Raw genomic sequence first — 21597 nt, forward strand, 5'->3', positions numbered from 1 at the left:
ACCCGTGTGAATGTCGAGCCACCGCCGGAGCATGTGCTGGCGGCGTTTGGTTTGGCCGGTGTCAAGCCCGTCTATCTGGGGGCTAGCTGGGAAGGCGGCTGGCGCTGCGGCGAGGTCGTCCTGTCGCTGGTGGCCGACCACGCCCGGGCGGCTTGGTCGGCCCGGGTGCGCGAGACGTTGTTCGTCGACGGCGTCCGGCTGGCCCGCCCGGTCCGCTCGACGGACGGACGGTACGTCGTTTCGGGGTGGCGGGCGGACACTTTCGTCGCCGGCACGCCCGAACCGCGGCACGACGAGGTGGTCTCGGCGGCGGTGCGCCTGCACGAGGCGACCGGCAAACTGGAGCGTCCCCGATTCCTGACGCAGGGCCCCACCGCGCCGTGGGGCGACGTGGACATCTTCATCGCCGCCGACCGCGCCGCCTGGGAGGAACGGCCGTTGGCCTCGGTGCCCCCTGGCGCGCGGACCGCCCCGCCGACGGCCGACGCCGAGCGGTCGGTGGAGCTGATCAATCAGCTGGCCACCCTGCGCCGGCCGACCAAGAGCCCGAACCAGCTGGTGCACGGAGACCTTTACGGCACAGTGCTTTTCGTTGGCACCGCCGCTCCGGGGATCACCGACATCACGCCGTACTGGCGCCCCGCGTCGTGGGCGGCCGGTGTCGTTGTCGTCGACGCCCTGTCCTGGGGCGAGGCCGACGACGGACTTATCGAACGCTGGAACGCGTTGCCGGAGTGGCCGCAGATGTTGTTGCGGGCCTTGATGTTTCGCCTCGCCGTCCATGCGCTGCACCCACGGTCGACCGCCGAGGCCTTTCCCGGCCTGGCCCGCACCGCGGCGCTGGTCCGGCTGATCCTTTAGCGCCCGAAGTCGTGGCGCACCTCGCGCAGCGCGATCTTGCCGTCGGTGGCCAGCACCCCTTCGGCGCGCAGCAGCTCGAGCTGCCGGGTGGTCAGATGACGCGCGGGGCGCCCGGAGGCGGTGATCACCCGGTGCCACGGCAGGTCCGAGGAGTCGGTCCGCATGATCCAGCCGACGATGCGCGGGCTGGAAAGACCTGCGACGTCGGCGATGTCGCCATAGGTGGCGACCCTGCCCGACGGGATCGCCGCGACCAGCGCGCGCACCCGCTCGACCTGCTCCTCGGTCACCGGCGCCACGGTCAGCGCGCCTCGAGCAACTCGCGCGTCAGCGCGGCGACTTCCCCGGGCGCGGCGTAGGGGACCATGTGGTTGCAGTCGAAATCAAGCAGCCGGAAATCCGGTCCCAACCGATCGTGCAGCCCGGCGATCAGTCGGTCGCTGACGTATGGCGGCGAGGTGCGCTTCGCGCGCACCAGGATCGTCGGCGTTCCGGCCGGCGGGAACACGATGTCCCGGGCCAGCTCGCTCCAGTACGACATCATCGCCGGCAGGCTGACGCGCCAGCCGTACCGGCCGCCCGGCAGCGCGATCAGATGCTCGCCGATCTCGGCGTCCAGCAGCGCCGGGTCGACGTCCGACCAGGAGCCGTGCACCTTCTCCAGGCGCGCCTCCTCGGCGTCGGGGTAGTCGGGCGAGGCCAACATCGCGTCCGCGATCTGGCGCATCCACTCGCCGTCCAGCCCGACCGCCGGGTCGAGCAGCAGCAGCGCCGCCACCAGGTCCGGTCGTGCCGCGGCCAGCTGCGTGGCGAGGCCGCCCCCGAAGGAGTGGCCCACCACCAGCGCCGGCGCCTCGGCCTGGTCGTCGAGCAGCGCGGCCATCGCCGCGACGTTGGCGTCGATGGTCCACGGCGCCGCCCAGGTCGACCTGCCGTGGCCGATCAGATCCGGTGCGGCGAAAGTCATTTCGGGGAGCAGGCCGGCCAACTGCTGCCAGCGCCGTCCGTGGCCGGTCAACCCGTGCAGCGCCAGCACCCGCACCGGTCCCGCCGGGCCGTAGCGGTGCACATGCAGATCAGCGGTCACGCGTCGATCGTGCCAGCCGCCGTCACGAGAGCTCGCGGGCGGCCGGCTCAGCGTCCGTCTTCCCACTCGTCCTCGGTGGGGACGATGTAGGCCTGCTCGATCACATCGGCCTCGTTCGCCTCGCGATCGGCCACGGTCAGGTATTCGGTGTCCAGGCCGGATTCGTCGTCGACGTCGACCGGTTGCAGTTGTTCCGCGGCGTCACCTTCGGGCGCTTCGTCGCTGGGAAAGACGTCCGTCACGATGTCTACCTCCTCAACCGTTCGTCGGGCTGTTCGCGGCCTCCAGCGTAGGGGCCCGCGGCCGCGCGGGTCGGGCCGACTTGTCAGACCCTGGTGATTCCATTGCAGCCATGTCGTTCACCTGGGACCCCGAGGCGCTTGCCCTGCTTGCGCCCGGCGTGCGCGGGCCGGTCCGGGTGCTGGGCGGGCCCGGCACCGGCAAGAGCAGTCTGCTCATCGAGGCCGCGGTCGCCCAGATAGACGCCGGCCTGGCCCCCGAATCGGTTCTGCTGCTTACCGGTTCGGGCCGGCTGGGGATGCGGGCGCGCAGCACGCTGACGACGGCCCTGCTGCGTCCGCGCTCCGCGGGGCCCGGCCGGGCCGCCGTGCGCGAACCGCTCGTCCGCACCGTGCACGGCTACGCGTACGCGGTGCTGCGCCGGGCCGCCGAGCGGGCCGGCGATGCGCCGCCGCGGCTGGTCACCAGCGCCGAACAGGACGCCATCATCCGGGAGCTGCTGGCCGGCGACCTCGAGGACGGGCCGCGCGCGGCGGTGGCGTGGCCCGCCCATCTGCGGCCCGCGCTGGCCACCGCGGGCTTCGCCACCGAACTGCGAAACATGTTGGCGCGCTGCGCCGAACGGGGTGTGGACCCGCAGGAGCTGGAGCGGCTGGGCCGTCGGTGCCGGCGTCCGGAATGGACCGCCGCCGGCCGGTTCGCGCGCCAGTACGAGCAGGTGATGCTGCTGCGGGCGGCGGTCGGCACCGCGGCGCCGCAGGCGACGACGCCGGCGCTGGGGGCCGCCGAACTGGTGGGTGCCGCCCTGGAAGCCTTCGCGGTCGATCCCGAGCTGCTGGCGGCCGAGCGGGGCCGGGTGCGGGTATTGCTGGTCGACGACGCCCAGCAGCTCGACCCGCAGGCGGCCCGGCTGGTCCGGGTGCTCGCGGCGGGCGCGGAGCTGGCGTTGATCGCCGGGGACGCCAATCAGGCGGTGTTCGGTTTTCGGGGCGGTGAATCCGCCGGGCTGTTGGACGGGGATTCGCCGTCGGTCACGTTGACGGCCTCGCATCGCTGCGCCCCGGCGGTGGCCCGCGCGGTCAGCGGCATCGCGCGCCGGCTGCCCGGCGGCAGCGCAGGCAGGCGGATCGAGGGCACCGGGCCTGAGCAGGGGTCGGTCAAAGTGCGCCTGGCCGCGTCCGCGCACGCGGAGGCGGCGATGATCGCGGACGCGCTGCGCCGGGCGCACCTGCTCGACGGCGTGCCGTGGTCGCGGATGGCGGTCATCGTCCGTTCGGTGCCGCGGGCCGGCGCCCGCTTGCCGCGCGCGCTGGCCGCCGCCGGGGTGCCGGTGGCCGCACCGGCGGCCAGCGGGTCGCTGTCCGACGAGCCTGCGGCCCGCGCCCTGCTGACCGTCCTGGCGGCCACCGCCGACGGGCTCGACGGCGACCGGGCCCTCGCGCTGCTGACCGGTCCGATCGGCCGAGTCGACCCGGTCTCGCTGCGGCAGCTGCGCCGAACGCTGCAGCGCGCCAACGCCGATCGCGCGCCGCGCGATTTCGCGGACCTGCTGGCCGACGCGCTGTCCGGCGCCGCGCCACTTTCGGGGCCGCAGCTTCGCCCGGTGCAGCGGGTGCGCGCGGTGCTGGACGCGGCCGCGCGCTGCCATCGTGCGGGCCAAGACCCGCGCTACACCCTCTGGGCGGCGTGGCAGCGTTGCGGCCTGCAGCGTCGCTGGCTGTCGGCGGCCGAGCGCGGCGGGCCCGCCGGCGCGCAGGCCGCCCGGGACCTGGAGGCGGTGACCGCGTTGTTCGACATCACCGACCAGTACGTGTCCCGGACCTCGGGCGCGTCGCTGCGCGGGCTCGTCGACCACGTCGGCGCGCTGCACCTGCCGAGCGTGAACCAGGAGCCGGTGTCGACGGTGGAGCAGGTGCGGGTGCTCAGCGCGCACGCCGCCCTGGGCCACGAATGGGACATGGTCGTCATCGCCGGGTTGCAGGAGGGGTTGTGGCCCAACACCGTCCCGCGTGGCGGGGTCCTGGCCACCCAGCGACTGCTGGACGTGCTGGACGGCGTCGCCGAGGAGGCGTCGGTGCGGGCGCCGCTGCTGGCCGAGGAGCGGCGGCTGCTTGTCGCCGCGATGGGCCGGGCCCGCCGGCGATTGTTGGTGACCGCCGTGGACAGCGATTCCGGGGGCGCGGATCAAGAGGCCGCGCTGCCGTCGGTGTTTTTCCACGAGCTCGCGCAGTGGGCCGACGGCGACGCCGATTCGGTTGGCGTGCAACCCATCGCGGCGCCACGGGTGTTGTCCGCTGCGGCGTTGGTGGGCCGGCTGCGCGGTGTCGTGTGCGCGCCCGACGGGGCGGTCGACGACGCCGCCCGCGCCTGTGCGGCAACGCAATTGGCGCGGCTCGCCCGGGCCGGCGTGCCGGGCGCCGACCCGGCCGGCTGGCACGGCCTGACCCCGGTCAGCACCAGCGAACCGCTGCACGGCGAAGGCGATGCCGTCACCCTGACCCCGTCGACCCTGCAGACGCTCAACGACTGCCCGCTGCGGTGGCTGGCCGAACGGCACGGTGGCACCAACCCGCGCGATCTGCGCTCGACCATTGGTTCGGTGGTGCACGCCCTGGTCGCCGAATCACGCAAAAGCGCAACGGAATTGCTGGCCGAGCTGGACCGCGCCTGGCGCCACCTGCCCTTCGAGGCGGAGTGGCATTCGGCCAACGAGCTGGCGCGGCACCGCGCGATGATCGAGGCCTTCGTCGAGTGGCGGGCGCAGACCCGCGGAGCGCTGACCGAGGTCGGCGTCGAGGTCGAGATCGACGGAACCCTGGCCGCGTCCCGCGATGGCGGTGGCGAAGTCCGGCTGCACGGCCGGGTCGACCGGTTGGAGCGCGACGCCGCCGGCCGGTTGGTGATCGTCGACGTCAAGACCGGTAAGACGCCGGTCAGCAAGGACGACGCCCAACAGCACGCCCAGCTCGCGATGTATCAGTTGGCGGTCGCCGAGGGCATGGTGGCGGCCGGCGAGGAGCCGGGCGGCGCGCGGCTGGTCTACGTCGGCAAGGCCGGGGCCTGCGGCGCGACGGAGCGCGAACAGGATCCGTTGACCCCGGCCGCCCGCGACGAATGGCGCCGGCTGGTGGTCCGCGCCGCCGAGGCGACCGCCGGGCCCCGGTTCATCGCCCGGCGCAACGACGGCTGCTCGCATTGCCCGATACGGCCCTCGTGCCCGGCCCACGCGGACGGGGCGGAACGGTGAACGCACGGTACAGCCCGGCCGAATTGGCCCGAGCGCTGGGGCTTTTCCCGCCCACCGACGAGCAGGCCGCCGTCATCGCGGCCCCGCCCGGCCCGTTGGTCGTGATCGCCGGCGCCGGCGCGGGCAAAACCGAGACCATGGCCGCGCGGGTGGTCTGGCTCGTCGCCAACGGCTACGCCGAACCCGGCCAGGTCCTCGGGTTGACGTTCACCCGTAAGGCCGCCGGCCAGTTGCTGCGCCGCGTGCGCTCCCGCCTCGCCCGGCTGGCCGGCGTCGGCGCCCCCGACGGTGCGGCTGCCGCGGAACCGGCGGGCAACCCGACGGTCAGCACCTACCACGCCTTCGCCGGTTCCTTGATCCGCGATTACGGGCTGCTGCTGCCCATCGAGCCCGACACCCGGCTGCTCGGCGAGACCGAGCTGTGGCAGCTGGCCTTCGACGTCGTCAGCCGCTACCGCGGGGAGCTGCACACCGACAAGACCCCCGCCGCGGTGACGTCGATGGTGCTGCGGCTGTGGGGTCAGCTGGCCGAACACCTGGTCGACACCCGGCTGCTCGGCGATACCCACGTGGAGCTGGAGCGGCTGATCCACACCCTGCCCGCGGGCCCCTATCAGCGCGACCGCGGCCCCAGCCAGTGGTTGCGACGGTTGTCGGACACCCAGACCCAGCGAGCCGAGCTGGGGCCGCTGCTCGACGCTTTGGGCGAGCGGATGCGGGCCGCCAAGGCGATGGACTTCGGCGTGCAGATGGCCTGCGCCGCACGGCTGGCGGCGGACTACCCGCGGGTCGGCGAGGAACTGCGCGGCCGCTACCGCGTGGTGCTACTCGACGAGTACCAGGACACCGGGCACGCGCAGCGGGTCGCCCTGTCGGCGTTGTTCGGCGGCGGTGTCGACGACGGGCTGGCGCTGACCGCCGTCGGCGACCCGATTCAGTCGATCTACGGTTGGCGCGGCGCCTCGGCGACCAACCTGCCACGCTTCACCACCGACTTCCCGCTGTCCGACGGCACACCGGCGCCGGTCCTGGAGCTGCGGACCAGCTGGCGCAACCCGCCGAGCACCCTGCGGCTGGCCAACGCGATCTCGGCGGAGGCGCGCCGCAGGTCCGTCGCGGTGCACGCGCTGCGGCCGCGCCCGGACGCGCCGGCCGGGACCGTCCGCTGCGCATTGCTGCCCGATGTGCAGGCCGAGCGGGAGTGGATCGCCGACGAGCTCGCCGCCCGGTACCGGGGGGCCGACGGCGGGAACCCGCCGACCGCCGCGGTCCTGGTGCGCCGCAACGCCGACGCCGCGCCCATCGCCGATGCGCTGCGCGCCCGGGGTGTCCCGGTCGAGGTCGTCGGGTTGGCCGGGCTGCTGTCGGTGCCGGAGGTCGCCGACGTCGTGGCCATGCTGCGGCTCGTGGCCGACCCGACCGCGGGCGCGGCGGCGATGCGGGTGCTCACGGGTCCGCGCTGGCGCCTCGGCGGCCGCGACGTGGCCGCGCTGTGGCGGCGCGCCCGGACCCTGTGCGACGGCGGGGGCGGGGCCGTCGCGCCGGAAGCGATCGCGATGGCGGCCGGCCCGGACGCCGACACCGCCTGCCTCGCGGACGCCATCGCGGATCCCGGCCCGGCGGAGTGCTATTCGGCCGCGGGGTATCAGCGCATCACCGCGCTGGGCGCCGAACTGCGCGCGCTGCGGGGCCACCTGCGCCATGCGCTGCCGGACCTTGTCGCCGAGGTGCGCCGGGTGCTCGGCGTCGACTGTGACGTCCGCGCCGCGGCGGGGGCGCAGTCCGGCTGGACCGGCACCGAACACCTGGACGCGTTCGCCGACGTCGTCGCCGGCTACGCCGAACGAGCGGACGCGGCCGACCGTTCGGCGACGGCGTCGGTGTCGGGGCTGTTGGCCTTCCTGGATGTGGCCGAGTCGGTCGAAAACGGCTTGCCGCCCGCCCCGTTGGTGGCCGCGCGCGATCGCGTGCAGGTGCTCACGGTGCACTCCGCGAAGGGGCTGGAGTGGCAGGTGGTCGCGGTGGCGCACCTGTCGGGCGGGATCTTTCCGTCGACCGCGTCCCGGAGCACCTGGCTCACCGACGCGGCGGAGCTGCCGCCGCTGCTGCGGGGCGACCGCGCCTCGACGGGCGCACTGGGCATCCCGGTGCTCGACACCTCGGATGTCACCAACCGAAAGCAGCTGTCCGACAAGATCTCCGAACATCGCCGACAACTTGAGCAGCGCCGCGTCGACGAGGAGCGGAGGCTGCTCTATGTCGCCATCACCCGCGCCGAGGACACCCTGCTGGTGTCCGGCCACCACTGGGGCGCCACGGGGATCAAACCGCGCGGGCCCTCGGATTTCCTGTGCGAGATCAAGGACGTCATCGACCGTTCGGCCTCGGCCGGTGACCCCTGCGGGGTGGTGGATCAATGGGCGTCCACCCCGGCCGACGGTGACCGGAACCCGTTGCGCGACAACACCGTCGAGGCCGTCTGGCCCGCCGATCCGCTGGCCGGCCGACGTGGTGATGTCGAGCGCGGTGCGGCGTTGGTGACCCGGGTGATGTCGAGCGACACCGGTGACGAAGGCGCCGACGTCGAGGGTTGGACCGCCGACGTCGACGCGCTGCTCGCCGAACGGGCGCGGGTGGCCCAACCGCCGTCCGGGGAGCTGCCCAGCCAGCTGTCGGTCAGCGGCCTGGTCGACCTGGCCCGCGACCCCGCGGCCGCGGCGCAGCGGCTGCGGTATCGGCTGCCGACGCGGCCCGACCCGCACGCGTTGCTGGGCAACGCGTTTCACGCGTGGGTCCAGCAGTTCTACGGCGCCGAGTGCCTGTTCGACCTCGCGGACCTGCCCGGTGCGGCGGATTCCGACGTCGGCGACACCCGGGAGTTGGCCGCGTTGCAGGCCGCGTTCACCGAATCGCCGTGGGCTGCGCGCACTCCGGTCGCCGTCGAGGTGCCCTTCGAGATGCCGATCGGCGACACCCTGGTGCGCGGCCGCATCGACGCGGTGTTCGCCGACCCCGACGGCGGCGCAACGGTCGTCGACTGGAAGACCGGAGAACCGCCGCACGGACCCGAAGCCATGCGGCAGGCCGCCGTCCAACTCGCCCTCTACCGCTTGGCGTGGGCCGCCCTGTCCGGTGTCCCGGCATCGTCGGTGCGCACGGCCTTCTATTACGTGCGCGCCCGCGCCACGGTCGCCCCCGACGATCTGCCCGCCCCCGCCGAACTGGCCGGGCTGCTGGGCGAGCCGGCCGTCGGGTGACCCGCGCTGCCCGGGTACCGGGGTGGCGATCGTGGTTACATTGAGGCGTGGGTGTCTCCTGCGCTGGCGTCGAGCCGATCACGGACCGCCGTGCGCAACGGTAGGTCGCGGCAACTGAGCGGTCTCGAAGAGACGCTGACCGCCCAGCGAGGCCACCAGTTGGTCGGCGTGGTGCGCATCCCCGAGGAGCACGCCAGCCCCATTCGGGTGATCACCCGCCGCGTGGCCATCGCGCTGGTGGTGCTGTTCGCGGCGGCCGTCATCGTCTACGCGGACCGCAACGGCTACCGCGATGTGCGGGGCCAGCCGCTGACCTTTCTGGACTGCGTGTACTTCTCCGCGGTGTCGCTGTCGACGACCGGCTACGGCGATATCACGCCATACACCGAAACCGCGCGTTTGGTTCACACCCTGATCTTCACCGCGCTGCGGATCGCGTTCCTGGCCGTATTGGTCGGCACGACCCTCGAGGTGCTCTCCGAGCGCTCCCGGCAGGGGTGGAAGATTCAGCGTTGGAGGAGCAGAGTGCGCAACCACACGATCGTGATCGGCTACGGCACTAAGGGCAAGACGGCCGTCGCGGCGATCCTCAGCGACGAGGCCGCCCAGGGCGAGGTCGTCGTCGTCGACACCGATCGCAGCACCCTCGAGCACGCCGCGACCGCGGGCCTGGTCACCGTGCACGGCGACGCCACCAAGGCCGACGTGCTTCGGCTGGCCGGGGCGCAACACGCGGCGTCGATCATCGTGGCCACCAGCCGCGACGACACCGCGGTGCTGGTCACGCTGACCGCCCGGGAGATCGCCCCCAACGCCAAGATCGTGGCGTCCATCCGAGAGGCCGAAAACCAGCACCTGCTACAGCAATCGGGCGCGGACTCGGTGGTGGTCTCCTCGGCGACCGCCGGCCGCCTGCTGGGGCTGGCCACCACCACGCCCAGCGTCGTGGAGATGATCGAAGACCTGCTGACACCGGACTTCGGGCTGGCGATCGCCGAGCGCGAGGTGGAGCCGGCCGAGGTCGGCGGCTCCCCGCGCCATCTGCGCGACATCGTGCTCGGCGTGGTGCGTGACGGCCACCTGCTGCGCATCGGCGCGCCCGAGGTGGACGCTGTCGAGGCCAACGACCGGCTGCTCTACATCCGGCACGCGGGGCACTAGTGGCGATCGCAAGAGCGGCAGAGCCGGTCGCGGCGGGTCGCCACGATGGCTGGGCGATCGCAAGAGCGGCGGAGCCGGTCGCGGCGGGTCGCCACGAAGGCTGGCTCTAGTGGGCATCGCGGACTTTCGGCTACGGAACGTGCCGTTGCTGTCGCGGGTCGGCGCCGACCGGGCCGACCAGCTGCGCACCGACGTCGAGGCGGCCGCCGCCGGCTGGGCGGACGCGGCGCTGCTGCGGGTGGATTCGCGCAGTCAGGTGCTGGTCGCCGACGGCCGGGTGGTGCTGGGCTCGGCGGCCAGGCTGGCCGACAAGCCGCCACCGGACGCGGTGTTCCTGGGCCGCATCGACAACGGGCGCCACGTGTGGGCGATCCGCGGCGCTCTGGAGGCGCCGGAGGACGAAGACGTGCACGCCGAGGTGGTGAACCTGCGCGGCCTGGGGTCGATCCTCGACGACACCAGCAGCCAACTGGTCTCGTCGGCCGTCGCGCTGCTCAATTGGCACGACTCGGCGCGGTTCAGCTCGGTCGACGGCTCGCCGACCCGCCCGGCGCGGGCGGGCTGGGCACGGGTCCACCCGGTCACCGGGCACGAGGAGTTTCCGCGCATCGACCCGGCCGTGATCTGCCTGGTCCACGACGGCGGCGACCGTGCGGTGCTGGCCCGCCAGGCGGTGTGGCCGGAGCGGATGTTCTCGCTGTTGGCCGGTTTCGTCGAGGCCGGTGAATCATTCGAGGTCTGCGTCGCCCGCGAGATCCGCGAGGAGATCGGCCTCACCGTCCGCGACGTCCGCTACCTGGGCAGCCAGCCGTGGCCGTTCCCGCGCTCGCTCATGGTCGGCTTCCACGCCGTCGCGGACCCCGGCGAGGAGTTCTCGTTCAACGACGGCGAGATCGCGGAGGCGGCGTGGTTCACCCGCGACGAGGTGCGCGCGGCGCTCGCGGCCGGTGACTGGTCCAGCTCGGCGGATTCGAAACTGCTGCTGCCCGGCTCGATCTCGATCGCGCGCGTGATCATCGAATCCTGGGCCGCGATCGACTGACCCGGCGCCGCTACTTGATGCGGTCCGTCACGGTCTGCAGCACGGCGCTGGCGACCTGATCGGTGGGTTCGATTCCCAGCACGCCGACGGAGACCAGCACCGATGACTTCACCGTGTAGAGGTGAATCCAGCCGTCGGAGTTCAGCTTCAACGTCAGGGAATCCGGCTTGTTCAGCGTGAAGTCATACGCGGTGTGGTGTAGGGAGGCGCACTGATCCAGCGTCGTGTGCAGCTGGTTGAGCGCCCCGCGGGCGACGTTGGCGTCCGGGTAGACGACGACGGCGTTGGTGACCTCGTTGATCGGGGCGATGCCGCCCGGCCTCAGGTCGTCGGTCGAGCCGGCGTAGGCGACAGAGCGGTATTCCTTCCAGCCCCCGGCGAAGGTGAGGTCCGTGGTTCCCACCGCCCGGCACGGCGCCGGCGGGTTGCCGATGGTCTCCTGTGGCGGATCGTGGCGGTCGGCATACGGATACGGTTGCAGGCCTTCGAAATTGGCGATGTGACGCGCATCGTCGAGGCTGATGACCAAGGAGTCGGCGTACACGTGCGGGCTCGGGTTCGCCGCCGTACGGGAGTGCGAGCATGCCGTCAGTACGGCGACGGCGATGACGGCCGAAGCCATGGCGGCCAGCGACAGGCGCCGAGGCAAGCGGCTCGACCGATCACTCGACGCCATGCTCGCCAATGTTAGGGCCGCGCTCGGCGGCAGGCAGAGCAGTTGGTGAACACCGGCGGCGTGTCGGCGCGCCCGGCCCTCTTTAGGCGCCGGCCTCGGCCAGCTTGGCCTTGACCTCGGCCGCGCTCGGGTTGGTCAGGGTGGATCCGTCGGCGAACTTCACCGTCGGGACCGTCCGATTGCCGCCGTTGACCGACCCGACGAATTCCGCCGCCGCGGGGTCGTGCTCAATGTCGACCGCCTGGTACGGAATTCCGTTGGACTTCAACACAGTCATGAGCCGATGGCAGTAGCCACACCATGAGGTCGTGTAGACGGTGATCGGGGCAGTGGTCATAGCTCGTTAACGTAGCCCGCAGGCGGTGTGTTCCGCGCCCGAACACCGCACCCATATCCCGACGCGCACCGGCCGGGGCCGCGGTTTGTCGGCCATCGCTGCCAAGATGGACGCCATGCCGATGGTCGCCGACGCCTTGACCGCCGGGCTGGACGACGAGCAGCGCGAGGCCGTCCTGGCTCCGCGCGGCCCGGTCTGCGTGCTTGCCGGGGCCGGAACGGGCAAGACCCGCACCATCACCCACCGGATCGCGCAGTTGGTGGCGAGCGGCCATGTGGCCGCCGGGCAGGTGCTGGCGGTCACGTTCACCCAGCGGGCGGCGGGGGAGATGCGTTCCCGGCTGCGCACGCTGGGCGCCGCAGCGGGCGCCGACACCGGCGTCGGCGGGGTGCAGGCCCTGACCTTTCACGCCGCGGCGCACCGGCAGCTGCGGTACTTCTGGCCGCGGGTGGTCGGTGACACCGGCTGGCAGCTGCTGGACACCAAGTTCGCCGTGGTGGCGCGGGCGGCCAGCCGCTCAAGGATCAACGCCAGTACCGACGACGTCCGCGACCTGGCGGGCGAGATCGAGTGGGCCAAGGCGTCGCTGATCACCCCCGAGGAGTATCCGGCCGCCGTGGCCGAGGCAGGGCGGGACATCCCGCTCGACGCCGCCCGGGTCGCGACCGTGTACGCCGCCTACGAGGCGCTGAAGGTCCGCGACGAATCGGTGACGCTGCTCGACTTCGACGACCTGCTGCTGCACACCGCGGCGGCGATCGAGAACGACGCCGCCGTGGCCGACGAATTCCGGGGCCGCTACCGCTGTTTCGTTGTCGACGAATACCAGGACGTCACACCGCTGCAGCAGCGGGTGCTGGCGGCGTGGCTGGGCGACCGGGACGACCTGACCGTCGTCGGTGACGCCAACCAGACCATCTACTCGTTCACCGGGGCCTCGCCGCGGTTCCTGCTGGACTTCTCGCGGCGCTATCCCGACGCCACAGTGGTCCGCCTGGAACGCGACTATCGCTCCACCCCGCAGGTGGTGTCGTTGGCCAACCAGGTGATCGCCGCGGCCCGCGGGCGGGTCGCCGGCAGCAAGCTGCACCTGTCCGGTCAGCGTCCGCCGGGCCCGGCGCCGTCGTTCCGCGAGCATCCCGACGAACCGGCCGAGGCCGCCGCTGTCGCGGCGTCGATCGCCCGGCTGATCGAAGCGGGCACCCCGGCGTCGGAGATCGCCGTGCTCTACCGGGTCAACGCGCAGTCCGAGGCCTACGAGGAGGCGCTGACCGAGGCCGGCATTCCCTATCAGGTTCGCGGCGGCGAGGGCTTTTTCACCCGGCAGGAGATCAAGCAGGCGCTGTTGGCGCTGCAGCGGGCCGCCGAGCGCGGCGCCGACGGGCCGCTGCCCGACGTCGTAAGAGCCGTCCTGGAACCGCTGGGTCTGACGGCCGAGCCGCCGGTGGGCGCCCGGGCCCGGGAGCGCTGGGACGCGCTGACCGCGCTGGCCGAGCTGGTCGACGCCGAGGTGGCCCAGCGCCCGCAGCTGGACCTCGCCGGCCTGTTGGCCGAGCTTCGGTTGCGCGCCGACGCGCGCCACCCGCCGGTGGTGCAGGGCGTGACGCTGGCCTCGTTGCACGCCGCCAAGGGGCTGGAGTGGGACGCGGTGTTCCTGGTCGGGCTGGCCGACGGCACGCTGCCCATCTCGCACGCGTTGGCGCACGGCCCCGAAAGCGAGGCGGTCGAGGAGGAGCGCCGGCTACTGTACGTCGGAATCACCAGGGCGCGAATCCATTTGACGCTCAGCTGGGCGCTGGCCCGCAACCCGGGCGGACGGCAGGGCCGCAAGCCGTCGCGGTTCCTCAACGGCATCGCGCCCCAGGCCCGCGCCGACGCCGCCCCCAACAAGTCCCGGCGCAACCGGGGACCCGCGGCGCGCTGCCGGATCTGCAACAAGGACCTGTCCACCGCCGCGGCGGTCATGCTGCGGCGGTGCGAGACGTGCGCGGCCGACGTCGACGAAGACTTGCTGCTGCGGCTCAAGGCGTGGCGGCTCGACGTCGCCAAGGAGCAGCAGGTGCCCGCGTATGTGGTCTTCACCGACAACACGCTGATCGCCATCGCGGAGCTGCGGCCCGGGGACGAGGACGCGCTGATCGCGATCCCCGGCATCGGCGCGCGCAAGCTGGAGCAGTACGGGCCCGACGTGCTGGAGTTGGTGCGCGGCGCCTAACCACACCGTCGAGCGTGGGGCTTGTGGACGAATTCGAGGCAATTGCCGTACTAGGGCCCACACTCGGTGAGGCTGTCGCCGATAAGCGCAGGTCAGAAAATAGTTTGTGCCGCGCGTCCGCGACGGTTTACCCTCGAAGCTGCGTTCTGGCACGACGAAGGGAGGTGGCCACGATGATCAACGACGCGTTCGGTGTGGACGTGGCCGCCGCGGCGGCCACGCTCAAGCATGCCGCCGCCGTGCCGGCGGCCGCGTTGAAGCATCGCGCCGCCGCCGCCGCGACGAACGCGTCCGCAGGACTCGAGGTCCACCGAATGGCTACGTAACTCCCCGGTCTCACCGGATGGCCACGGACCCGAAGTCAAGGATCCGTGGCCATAGTCTTTTCGGGCGCAAGCCCGCTCCCTGGTCCGGATCAGCGAAATCCGCAAGCCCCGACCAGGAAGCAGGTGAGCAGGACATGTCGGCCCTGACAGTCCCCAGACAGCCGTCGCCGGCGTTGCCGTGTCACGCCGGCGATCCCGACCTCTGGTTCGCCGAGACCCCGGCCGACCTCGAGCGCGCCAAGGCGCTCTGCGCGGGCTGCCCGATCCGGCGCGAGTGCCTGGCGTCCGCGCTGGAGCGGGCCGAGCCCTGGGGGGTGTGGGGCGGCGAGATCCTCGACCGCGGCGCCATCCTGAGCTTCAAACGGCCGCGCGGACGCCCCCGCAAGGACGAGGTCGCCGCCTAGATGGCCGCGCTGTCGGGCTCGGCGAAGCCGGGAATCAGCTCCTCGGAGAGGGCCTTGATCGGCACCCGCGCGTCCAGCTGGCACAGGATCGCCGCCACCGAGGCGATGACCCGCATCGGGATGGCCAGCTTGGGCGGCAGGTCCATCTGCCGGGCCGTCTTGATCTGGGACACCGACCGGTCGATCTGGCCGACGGTCATGCGCTGCAGCCATTTGCGCGTGTAGTGGAACTCGTCGACCTCGATGGGTTCGACATACTGGCGCAGCATTTCGTCGATGTCGCGCACCGACACCTGCTGGCCCTTCTGGATGAACCCGACCTTCTCCATCGTCGGCAGCAGCAGATCGTAGTTCTTGTCGCGGGCCAGGCGGATCGTCATCCCGAGCTCGATGGGGTAGCCGCCGGGCAGCGGTGCGACCGCGCCGAAGTCGATGACGCCCATGCGGTCGTCGGGCAGCAGCATGAAGTTGCCCGGGTGGGCGTCGCCGTGCAGCATCCCCAGCCGGCGCGGCGCGTCGAAGGTGAGCTCGAGCAGCCGGGTGCCGATCAGGTCGCGCTGCTCGCGGGTGCCGTCGCGGATGATCTCCGCCAGCGGCAGGCCGTCGATCCACTCCTGGACCACGACCTTGGGCGCGCTGGCGACGACGTGGGGTATCGCGAAGTGCGGGTGGCCCTCGTAGGCCTTGGCGAAGGCGCGCTGGTTGTCGGCCTCCAGCCGGTAGTCGAGCTCCATCTCGGTGCGCTCGACCAGCTCGTCGACGATGCCCTGGACGTCGGCGCCGGGGGCGAGCTGTTTGACCACGCCGACCATCCGCTGCATGGTCTTGAGGTCGGCGCGCAGCGCCTCGTCGGCGCCGGGGTATTGGATCTTGACGGCCACCGGGCGGCCGTCGGCCCAGACCGCCTTGTGCACCTGGCCGATGCTGGCCGAGGCGATGGGTTTGTCGTCGAACGAACTGAACCGTTCGCGCCACTTGGTGCCCAGCTGGGCGTCGAGCACCCGGTGCACCTTGTTGGCGGGTAGCGGCGGGGCGTCCTTTTGCAGCTTGGTCAGCGCCTCGCGGTAGGGCTCGCCGTATTCGTCCGGGATGGCGGCCTCCATGACCGACAAGGCCTGGCCGACCTTCATCGCCCCGCCCTTGAGCTCGCCCAAGACGGTGAACAGCTGGTTGGCGGCTTTCTCCATCAGCTCGGCCTGGACTTCGTCCCGCGATTTCCCGGTCAGCCGTTTGCCGAAGCCGAGCGCCGCCCGGCCGGCGAAGCCGACCGGGATGCTGGCCAGCTTCGCGTTGCGCGCCGCCCGGCCCCGTTTGATGTCTGCCACGTATCCATCATCCATGACGTTCCACGCGCCTCGCGCTTGATCTTCGCAACACCCGCTCGCGGGCGGCCGACGGGGAAGCGCCCTAGGTTGTCCCCCATGGCAGCCAAGCAATCACAACACGACGCCGCTGACTCCCTGTTCAGGGCGATCATCGAAACGCTGGACAAGCACCGCAACGACGGCACCCTGACCGCGGAGATCCTGCAACAGCTGGGGACCGCCTACGAGTCGGTGTCGTCGAACGTCCCGGATCAGGGCCGGCTCGGCTAGCTGGCCCGTCCGCACGAGCACAGCGGGTGCCGGGTCCAGCGCCGCGCGACGATGGCGCCGGCGTTGAGGTCGAATTCCAGCGTGGCGTTCAGCGTCTGGGGCGGCATCGCCTCCTGTTGGCGCACGGCGGCGATCACCCGGTTCACCTGGCTGAGCGCCAGCGCCGCGGTCGCCAGCAGCGTGGCCCGGTCGGCCACCCCGACGGTCTCCCGCAGCTGCGCGGAGATCGCGGGCCAGGCCGCGTCGCGGTCCCGCCGATGCAGGTCGGCGCAGCCCAGGCAGCTGGTCGTCCCGGGAATCACCAGCGGGCCGACCAGCCCGACGCCGTCGCGGACCCGCACCGGCAGGTGGGGCACGCCACGGGCGTGCAGGTCGCGGACCATGCGCGGGTCGGCGACCAGGTAATCGGACAGCACCACCAGGTCGACGACGGCGGCCGACACGGCCGCGTGCGGCTGGCTGCTGCGGGCGATCCGGGCGCCCGAGCAGCGCAGCGCCTCGGCGAGCAGCTCCGACAGCGGCCCGCGGCCGTGGATCCGGATGGACGGCGCCCGGCCGCGGGGCTTCCCGCATTCGGTCGCCACGCCCGCGCCGACCAGCTGGTCGACCAGGTCCGTCAGGCCCTCTGCGTCCCGCAGGCCGCGGTCGACGGCGCGCCGCCGCAGCTCGGCCAGCGGCGTGGGTGATCGCATGGTTCGCAGCAGCGCGGCCAGTTCCGCGGCGGGCAGGCCGCCCGGTGGCCGCACCAGCACGGCACGGCGGGGATCCCAGCCGACTTGGACGGCGCCGTCGGGCCGCAGCAGTACCGGCATGGCGGGGTCCAGCGCATAGGTGGAAAGCGTGGCCGGTGACACCGGTGCACTGTGCCACGCCGGGGGTGGGCGCCCCGGTCAGTTATCCACAGGGCCGCGGCCCGGATCCTCGGGGTTCTCCTCGAGCTTGGCGATCGCCTCGTCGATGCCGCTGGTGTCGCCCCCGATGACGCGGTCGATGAAGCCCGCCGGCTCGTCGAGGTCCTCGGCGGCGGGCAGCAGGTCGGGGTGTTGCCAGATGGCGTCGCGGGCGTCCACGCCGGCGGCCTCGGTGAGGCGCTCCCACAGCGCGGCGGCTTCGCGCATCTTGCGGGGCCTCAGCTCCAGGCCCACCAGCGTCGCGAAGGTCTGTTCGGCCGGGCCGCCGGTGGCGCGGCGGCGGCGCAGCGTCTCGCTGAGCGCGGCCGCCCCCGGAATCCGGTCGCCCAGGGCCGCGGTGACCACCACCTGCACCCAGCCCTCGATCAGCGCGAGCAGCGTCTCGAGGCGTTCCAGCGCCTGCGTCTGCGCCGGGGTGGCCTTGGGCTCGAAAACGCCTTGCCCCAGAAGGTTTTCGATGGCCGCCGGGTCCGACAGCGTCGCCGGGTTGAAGTCGCGGGCCAACTCCTCGATACCGCTCATGTCGATCTGCATGCCCATCGCGTAGGCCTCCACCGCGCCCAGCAGCTGGCTCGACAGCCACGGCACGTGGCTGAACAACCGGTGGTGGGCGGCCTCGCGCGCGGCCAGAAACGTCAGGATCTCGCTGCGGGGCTGCTCGAGCCCGGCCGCGAACGACTCCACGGCGTCGGGCAGGATCGCCGCAACGCCCTTGGGCCCCAACGGCAATCCGATGTCGGTGGAGGTGAGCACCTCGCGGGACAGCCGGCCCAGCGCCTGCCCCAGCTGCGAGCCGAAGGCCATGCCGCCCATCTGCGACATCATCGCCATCAGTGGGCCCGCCATGCTCTTGGCCTCCTCGGGCAGCGACGACGCCCACACCGTCGAAATCTGTTGTGCCATCGGGTCGCACAACCGCTTCCAGGTATCCAGGCTGTTGTCGACCCAGTCGGCCGGGCTCCAGCCCACCGCCTTGCTGGTGCCGGCGGGCAGCGCCGTGGCGCCGTCCAGCCAGGTCTCGGCCAGGTGTACCGCGTCGGCGATCGCCGAGTGCGTCGTGGCCGGGATGGGCGCCACGAACCCGATCGAGTTCGTGGCCACCCGGCGCGCCAGCTCGTAGTTGACCGGGCCCGACTGTCCGCCCCCGGCCATCCCGGTGCCCGCGCTGGAAAGCATCTGACCCAGCTGGGTGAAGATCTGCCCGAGGTCGCCCATGCCGAAATCGCCGCTCATGCCGAATGCGCCGAAGGGATCGGAGCCGCCGGAGCCCGAATTGGGATCTTTCTTCCCGGGTTTGTCGGGGTCTTCCCCGTGGGAGAAGCCGAAAGGCAGGTCAGCCATACCGTCAACGGTACTCACCGGGGGAATGGGGTGGGTGGTCTCGGGGTCAGCTTGTGGCTGAACCGGACCGACGGGCTCCGTCTAGTGTAATCGGCGTGAACAGGCGGATTCTGACCTTGATGGTCGCGCTGGTGCCGATCCTGGTCTTCGGCGTGTTGCTGGCGGTGGTGACGGTGCCGTTCGTCTCGCTGGGCCCGGGACCCACCTTCGACACGCTCGGCGAGGTCGACGGCAAGCAGGTGGTGGCGATCGAGGGCACCGCGACGCATCCGACCACCGGGCACCTGAACATGACGACGGTCTCCCAGCGGGACCAGCTGACCCTCGGCGAAGCGCTGACGCTGTGGCTTTCGGGGCAGGAGCAGTTGGTGCCGCGCGACCTGATCTACCCGCCGGGCAAGTCACGGGACGAGGTCGACAAGGCCAACAACGCGGACTTCAAGGAGTCCGAGGACAGCGCCGCCTACGCCGCGCTGGGCTACCTGAAATACCCGGCCGCGGTCACGGTCGCCAAGGTCACCGATCCGGGTCCGTCCGCGGGCAAGCTGAAGGACGGCGACGCCATCGACGCGGTCAACGGCGTCCCGGTGGCCGACGTCGACCAGTTCACCGGGCTGCTCAAGAACACCAAGCCGGGCCAGACGGTGACCATCGACTACCGGCGCAAGAACGAGCCGGCCGGGGTGGCCCAGATTACGCTGGGCGCGAACAAGGATCGCGACTACGGCTTCCTCGGTGTCGCCGTGCTCACCGCGCCCTGGGCGCCGTTCGTCGTCGACTTCAACCTGGCCAACGTCGGGGGGCCGTCGGCCGGCCTGATGTTCAGCCTGGCGGTGGTCGACAAGCTGACCACCGGTGACCTCACCGGGTCGAAGTTCATCGCGGGGACCGGCACCATCTCCGCCGATGGGAAGGTCGGCCAGATCGGCGGCATCACCCACAAGATGGTCGCCGCCCACGCGGCGGGCGCCACGGTCTTCCTGGTGCCGGCCAAGAACTGCTACGAGGCGAACTCGGACAATCCGTCCGGCCTGCGCCTGGTGAAGGTGGAGACCCTCAGCCAGGCGGTCGACGCCCTGCATGCGATCACGTCGGGGGGCCAGCCCCCGAGCTGTTAGAAGCTGAGCGAGCCAAATGGCGGGTCGCGCGATGCGTAGAGTTGTCACCGTCGATCAATCGAGCAGGGAGCGTAGCCAGTGGGGATGCGGCCCACCGCACGGATGCCGAAGCTGACCCGGCGCAGCCGGATTCTGATCCTGATCGCCCTGGGTGTGATCGCTTTGCTGCTCGCCGGCCCCCGGCTGATCGACGCGTACGTGGACTGGCTGTGGTTCGGCGAACTCGGCTACCGCTCAGTGTTCAGCACCGTCCTGGTCACCCGGTTCGTGGTCTTTCTGGTGGCCGGCCTGCTGGTGGGCGGCATCGTGTTCGCCGGTCTCGCGGTGGCCTACCGCACCCGCCCGGTGTTCGTGCCGAGCAACGACAACGATCCGGTCGCGCGGTACCGCGCCGTCGTGCTGTCCCGGTTGCGGTTGGTGGGCATCGGGGTGCCGGTCGCGATCGGCCTGCTGGCCGGCATCATCGCGCAGAGCTACTGGGTGCGCATCCAGCTGTTCATGCATGGCGGGGACTTCGGTATCCGGGATCCGCAGTTCGGCAAGGACCTCGGCTTCTACGCGTTCGACCTGCCGTTCTACCGGCTGCTGCTCAGCTATTTGTTCGTGGCCGTCTTCCTCGCGTTCGTTGCGAACCTGCTGGCGCACTACATCTTTGGCGGAATCCGGCTGTCCGGGCGCACCGGCGCGCTGAGCCGCTCGGCGCGCATCCAGCTGGTCACGGTGGTGGGGCTGCTGGTGCTGCTCAAGGCGGTCGCGTACTGGCTGGACCGCTACGAGTTGCTGTCGCACACCCGCGGCGGCAAGCCCTTCACCGGTGCGGGGTACACCGACATCAACGCGGTGCTGCCGGCCAAGCTGATCCTGATGGCGATCGCGCTGATCTGCGCCGCCGCGGTGTTCTCCGCGATCGTCCTGCGTGACTTGCGGATTCCGGCCATCGGCCTGGTTCTGCTGCTGCTGTCGTCGCTGATCGTGGGGGCCGGGTGGCCGTTGATCGTCGAGCAGATCAGCGTCAAACCCAATGCCGCGCAGAAGGAAAGCGAATACATCAGCCGCAGCATCGCGGCGACCCGGCAGGCGTACGGGCTGACGTCGGACGTCGTCACCTACCGCACCTACGCCGGTGACACGCAGGCCACCGCCCAGCAGGTCGCCGACGACCGCGCGACCACCTCCAACATCCGGCTGCTCGACCCGACCATCGTCAGCCCGGCGTTCACCCAGTTCCAGCAGGGCAAGAACTTCTACTACTTCCCCGACCAGCTGTCCATCGACCGCTACCTGGACCGCAACGGCTCACTGCGCGACTACGTCGTCGCGGCCCGCGAGCTCAACCCGGACCGGCTGATCGAGAACCAGCGCGACTGGATCAACCGGCACAGCGTCTACACGCACGGCAACGGGTTCATCGCCTCGCCGGCGAACACGGTGCGCGACAGCCAGTCCCCGACTGGAACTCCCCCGAGCCCGGTGTAGGTGTAGTTCTTGGTCTCGGCGCTGGTCTCGTAGTCGTATTCGCGGTCGGCGCCGTTGCGACCGACGATCGCGTAGTCGGCTGAGGTGTTGGCGATGACGGGCCCGTAGTAGATGCGCGGCTGGTCCAGCGGCGCGGGGCCGTCGGACACCACGTTGCCGTTGGCGCCGACGACGTTCACCAGGAACTCGGGATAGCCGCCGTTCTGGTTGGGGTCGTTGGCGACGCCGCGCACCGTGTTCGCCGGCGAGGCGATGAACCCGTTGCCGTGCGTGTAGACGCTGTGCCGGTTGATCCAGTCGAGC

General features: G+C 71.7%; 19 protein-coding genes and 1 pseudogene. 11 read left to right on the forward strand and 9 right to left on the reverse strand.

Going from position 1 to position 21597, the window contains the following annotated elements:
- Window positions 1-6 precede the first annotated feature (6 nt).
- On the forward strand, window positions 7-861 hold the full coding sequence (locus A5691_RS19915; RefSeq protein ID WP_067782343.1) for a TIGR02569 family protein: 855 nt from the start codon (window positions 7-9) through the stop codon (window positions 859-861).
- Here A5691_RS19915 and A5691_RS19920 read toward each other — a convergent pair.
- The 3 genes from A5691_RS19920 to A5691_RS19930 are packed head-to-tail and all read right to left on the reverse strand — an operon-like array spanning window position 858 to window position 2190.
- Complete coding sequence (locus A5691_RS19920) at window positions 858-1160, reverse strand: MGMT family protein (protein WP_067757330.1); 303 nt, start codon at window positions 1158-1160, stop codon at window positions 858-860. The genes A5691_RS19915 and A5691_RS19920 overlap by 4 nt on opposite strands.
- Before the next feature lie 2 nt (window positions 1161-1162).
- Window positions 1163-1948, reverse strand: a complete 786-nt coding sequence (locus A5691_RS19925; protein ID WP_068015576.1) for an alpha/beta fold hydrolase — start codon at window positions 1946-1948, stop codon at window positions 1163-1165.
- A gap of 47 nt (window positions 1949-1995) precedes the next feature.
- Window positions 1996-2190: a hypothetical protein gene (locus tag A5691_RS19930; RefSeq protein WP_067757337.1), complete on the reverse strand. Its 195-nt coding sequence runs from the start codon at window positions 2188-2190 to the stop codon at window positions 1996-1998.
- Between the two features lie 110 nt (window positions 2191-2300).
- On the opposite strand from A5691_RS19930, the gene A5691_RS19935 reads away from it, so the two are divergent.
- From A5691_RS19935 to nudC, 4 genes are all read left to right on the forward strand, one after another.
- Entirely contained in the window at window positions 2301-5435 is a 3135-nt protein-coding gene (locus A5691_RS19935) for an ATP-dependent DNA helicase (protein WP_068017120.1), read from the forward strand.
- Window positions 5432-8692: an ATP-dependent DNA helicase gene (locus tag A5691_RS19940; RefSeq protein ID WP_068266766.1), complete on the forward strand. Its 3261-nt coding sequence runs from the start codon at window positions 5432-5434 to the stop codon at window positions 8690-8692. The genes A5691_RS19935 and A5691_RS19940 overlap by 4 nt, the downstream gene beginning before the upstream one ends.
- Before the next feature lie 90 nt (window positions 8693-8782).
- Window positions 8783-9853, forward strand: a complete 1071-nt coding sequence (locus tag A5691_RS19945) for a TrkA family potassium uptake protein (protein ID WP_067750960.1) — start codon at window positions 8783-8785, stop codon at window positions 9851-9853.
- 109 nt (window positions 9854-9962) lie between these two features.
- The gene (nudC, locus tag A5691_RS19950; RefSeq protein ID WP_067889809.1) at window positions 9963-10895 is read left to right on the forward strand and encodes an NAD(+) diphosphatase; all 933 of its coding nucleotides are present in this window, start codon (window positions 9963-9965) and stop codon (window positions 10893-10895) included.
- A gap of 10 nt (window positions 10896-10905) precedes the next feature.
- On the opposite strand, the gene A5691_RS19955 is transcribed toward nudC, so the two are convergent.
- Both A5691_RS19955 and mrx1 read right to left on the reverse strand, forming a co-directional pair.
- Window positions 10906-11571, reverse strand: coding sequence for a sensor domain-containing protein (locus tag A5691_RS19955; RefSeq protein ID WP_067889812.1), 666 nt, complete (start codon window positions 11569-11571; stop codon window positions 10906-10908).
- An 82-nt stretch (window positions 11572-11653) separates the two neighbouring features.
- A complete protein-coding gene (gene mrx1, locus A5691_RS19960) occupies window positions 11654-11908 on the reverse strand; it encodes a mycoredoxin Mrx1 (protein WP_067750972.1) in 255 nt (84 codons plus the stop codon).
- A 115-nt stretch (window positions 11909-12023) separates the two neighbouring features.
- On the opposite strand from mrx1, the gene A5691_RS19965 reads away from it, so the two are divergent.
- The 3 genes from A5691_RS19965 (at window position 12024) to A5691_RS19970 (ending at window position 14853) form a co-directional block, all read left to right on the forward strand.
- Entirely contained in the window at window positions 12024-14123 is a 2100-nt protein-coding gene (locus tag A5691_RS19965; RefSeq protein ID WP_197504943.1) for an ATP-dependent DNA helicase UvrD2, read from the forward strand.
- A 173-nt stretch (window positions 14124-14296) separates the two neighbouring features.
- Complete coding sequence (locus A5691_RS28130) at window positions 14297-14449, forward strand: hypothetical protein (RefSeq protein ID WP_156669995.1); 153 nt, start codon at window positions 14297-14299, stop codon at window positions 14447-14449.
- Window positions 14450-14583: 134 nt separating this feature from the next.
- Window positions 14584-14853 carry a WhiB family transcriptional regulator gene (locus tag A5691_RS19970; RefSeq protein WP_067750977.1) on the forward strand — a complete coding sequence of 90 codons (270 nt, stop codon included), beginning with the start codon at window positions 14584-14586 and terminating at the stop codon, window positions 14851-14853.
- On the opposite strand, the gene A5691_RS19975 is transcribed toward A5691_RS19970, so the two are convergent.
- The gene (locus tag A5691_RS19975) at window positions 14850-16193 is read right to left on the reverse strand and encodes an AarF/ABC1/UbiB kinase family protein (protein ID WP_067750983.1); all 1344 of its coding nucleotides are present in this window, start codon (window positions 16191-16193) and stop codon (window positions 14850-14852) included. The genes A5691_RS19970 and A5691_RS19975 overlap by 4 nt on opposite strands.
- Window positions 16194-16274: 81 nt before the next feature.
- On the opposite strand from A5691_RS19975, the gene A5691_RS28410 reads away from it, so the two are divergent.
- Window positions 16275-16448 carry a hypothetical protein gene (locus A5691_RS28410; protein ID WP_197499210.1) on the forward strand — a complete coding sequence of 58 codons (174 nt, stop codon included), beginning with the start codon at window positions 16275-16277 and terminating at the stop codon, window positions 16446-16448.
- Here A5691_RS28410 and A5691_RS19980 read toward each other — a convergent pair.
- Together A5691_RS19980 and A5691_RS19985 are read right to left on the reverse strand one after the other, a co-directional pair.
- The gene (locus A5691_RS19980) at window positions 16445-17260 is read right to left on the reverse strand and encodes a TOMM precursor leader peptide-binding protein (protein ID WP_067750997.1); all 816 of its coding nucleotides are present in this window, start codon (window positions 17258-17260) and stop codon (window positions 16445-16447) included. The genes A5691_RS28410 and A5691_RS19980 overlap by 4 nt on opposite strands.
- Window positions 17261-17338: 78 nt before the next feature.
- The gene (locus A5691_RS19985; RefSeq protein ID WP_197499209.1) at window positions 17339-18718 is read right to left on the reverse strand and encodes a zinc-dependent metalloprotease; all 1380 of its coding nucleotides are present in this window, start codon (window positions 18716-18718) and stop codon (window positions 17339-17341) included.
- Window positions 18719-18795: 77 nt separating this feature from the next.
- Here A5691_RS19985 and A5691_RS19990 point away from each other — a divergent pair, with 77 nt between their 5' ends.
- Both A5691_RS19990 and A5691_RS19995 read left to right on the forward strand, forming a co-directional pair.
- Entirely contained in the window at window positions 18796-19818 is a 1023-nt protein-coding gene (locus tag A5691_RS19990; RefSeq protein ID WP_067750990.1) for a PDZ domain-containing protein, read from the forward strand.
- A 78-nt stretch (window positions 19819-19896) separates the two neighbouring features.
- Window positions 19897-21252 (forward strand): annotated as a pseudogene (locus A5691_RS19995) (UPF0182 family protein); the annotation flags it as partial.
- Here the strand turns inward: A5691_RS19995 and A5691_RS20000 are convergent.
- Complete coding sequence (locus A5691_RS20000) at window positions 21204-21587, reverse strand: UPF0182 family protein (RefSeq protein WP_369827104.1); 384 nt, start codon at window positions 21585-21587, stop codon at window positions 21204-21206. The pseudogene A5691_RS19995 and the gene A5691_RS20000 sit on opposite strands and share 49 nt — an antisense overlap.
- Between the last annotated feature and the right edge of the window lie 10 nt (window positions 21588-21597).

Source organism: Mycobacterium sp. E183 (assembly GCF_001667735.1).
In the GTDB taxonomy this organism is placed as follows: domain Bacteria; phylum Actinomycetota; class Actinomycetes; order Mycobacteriales; family Mycobacteriaceae; genus Mycobacterium.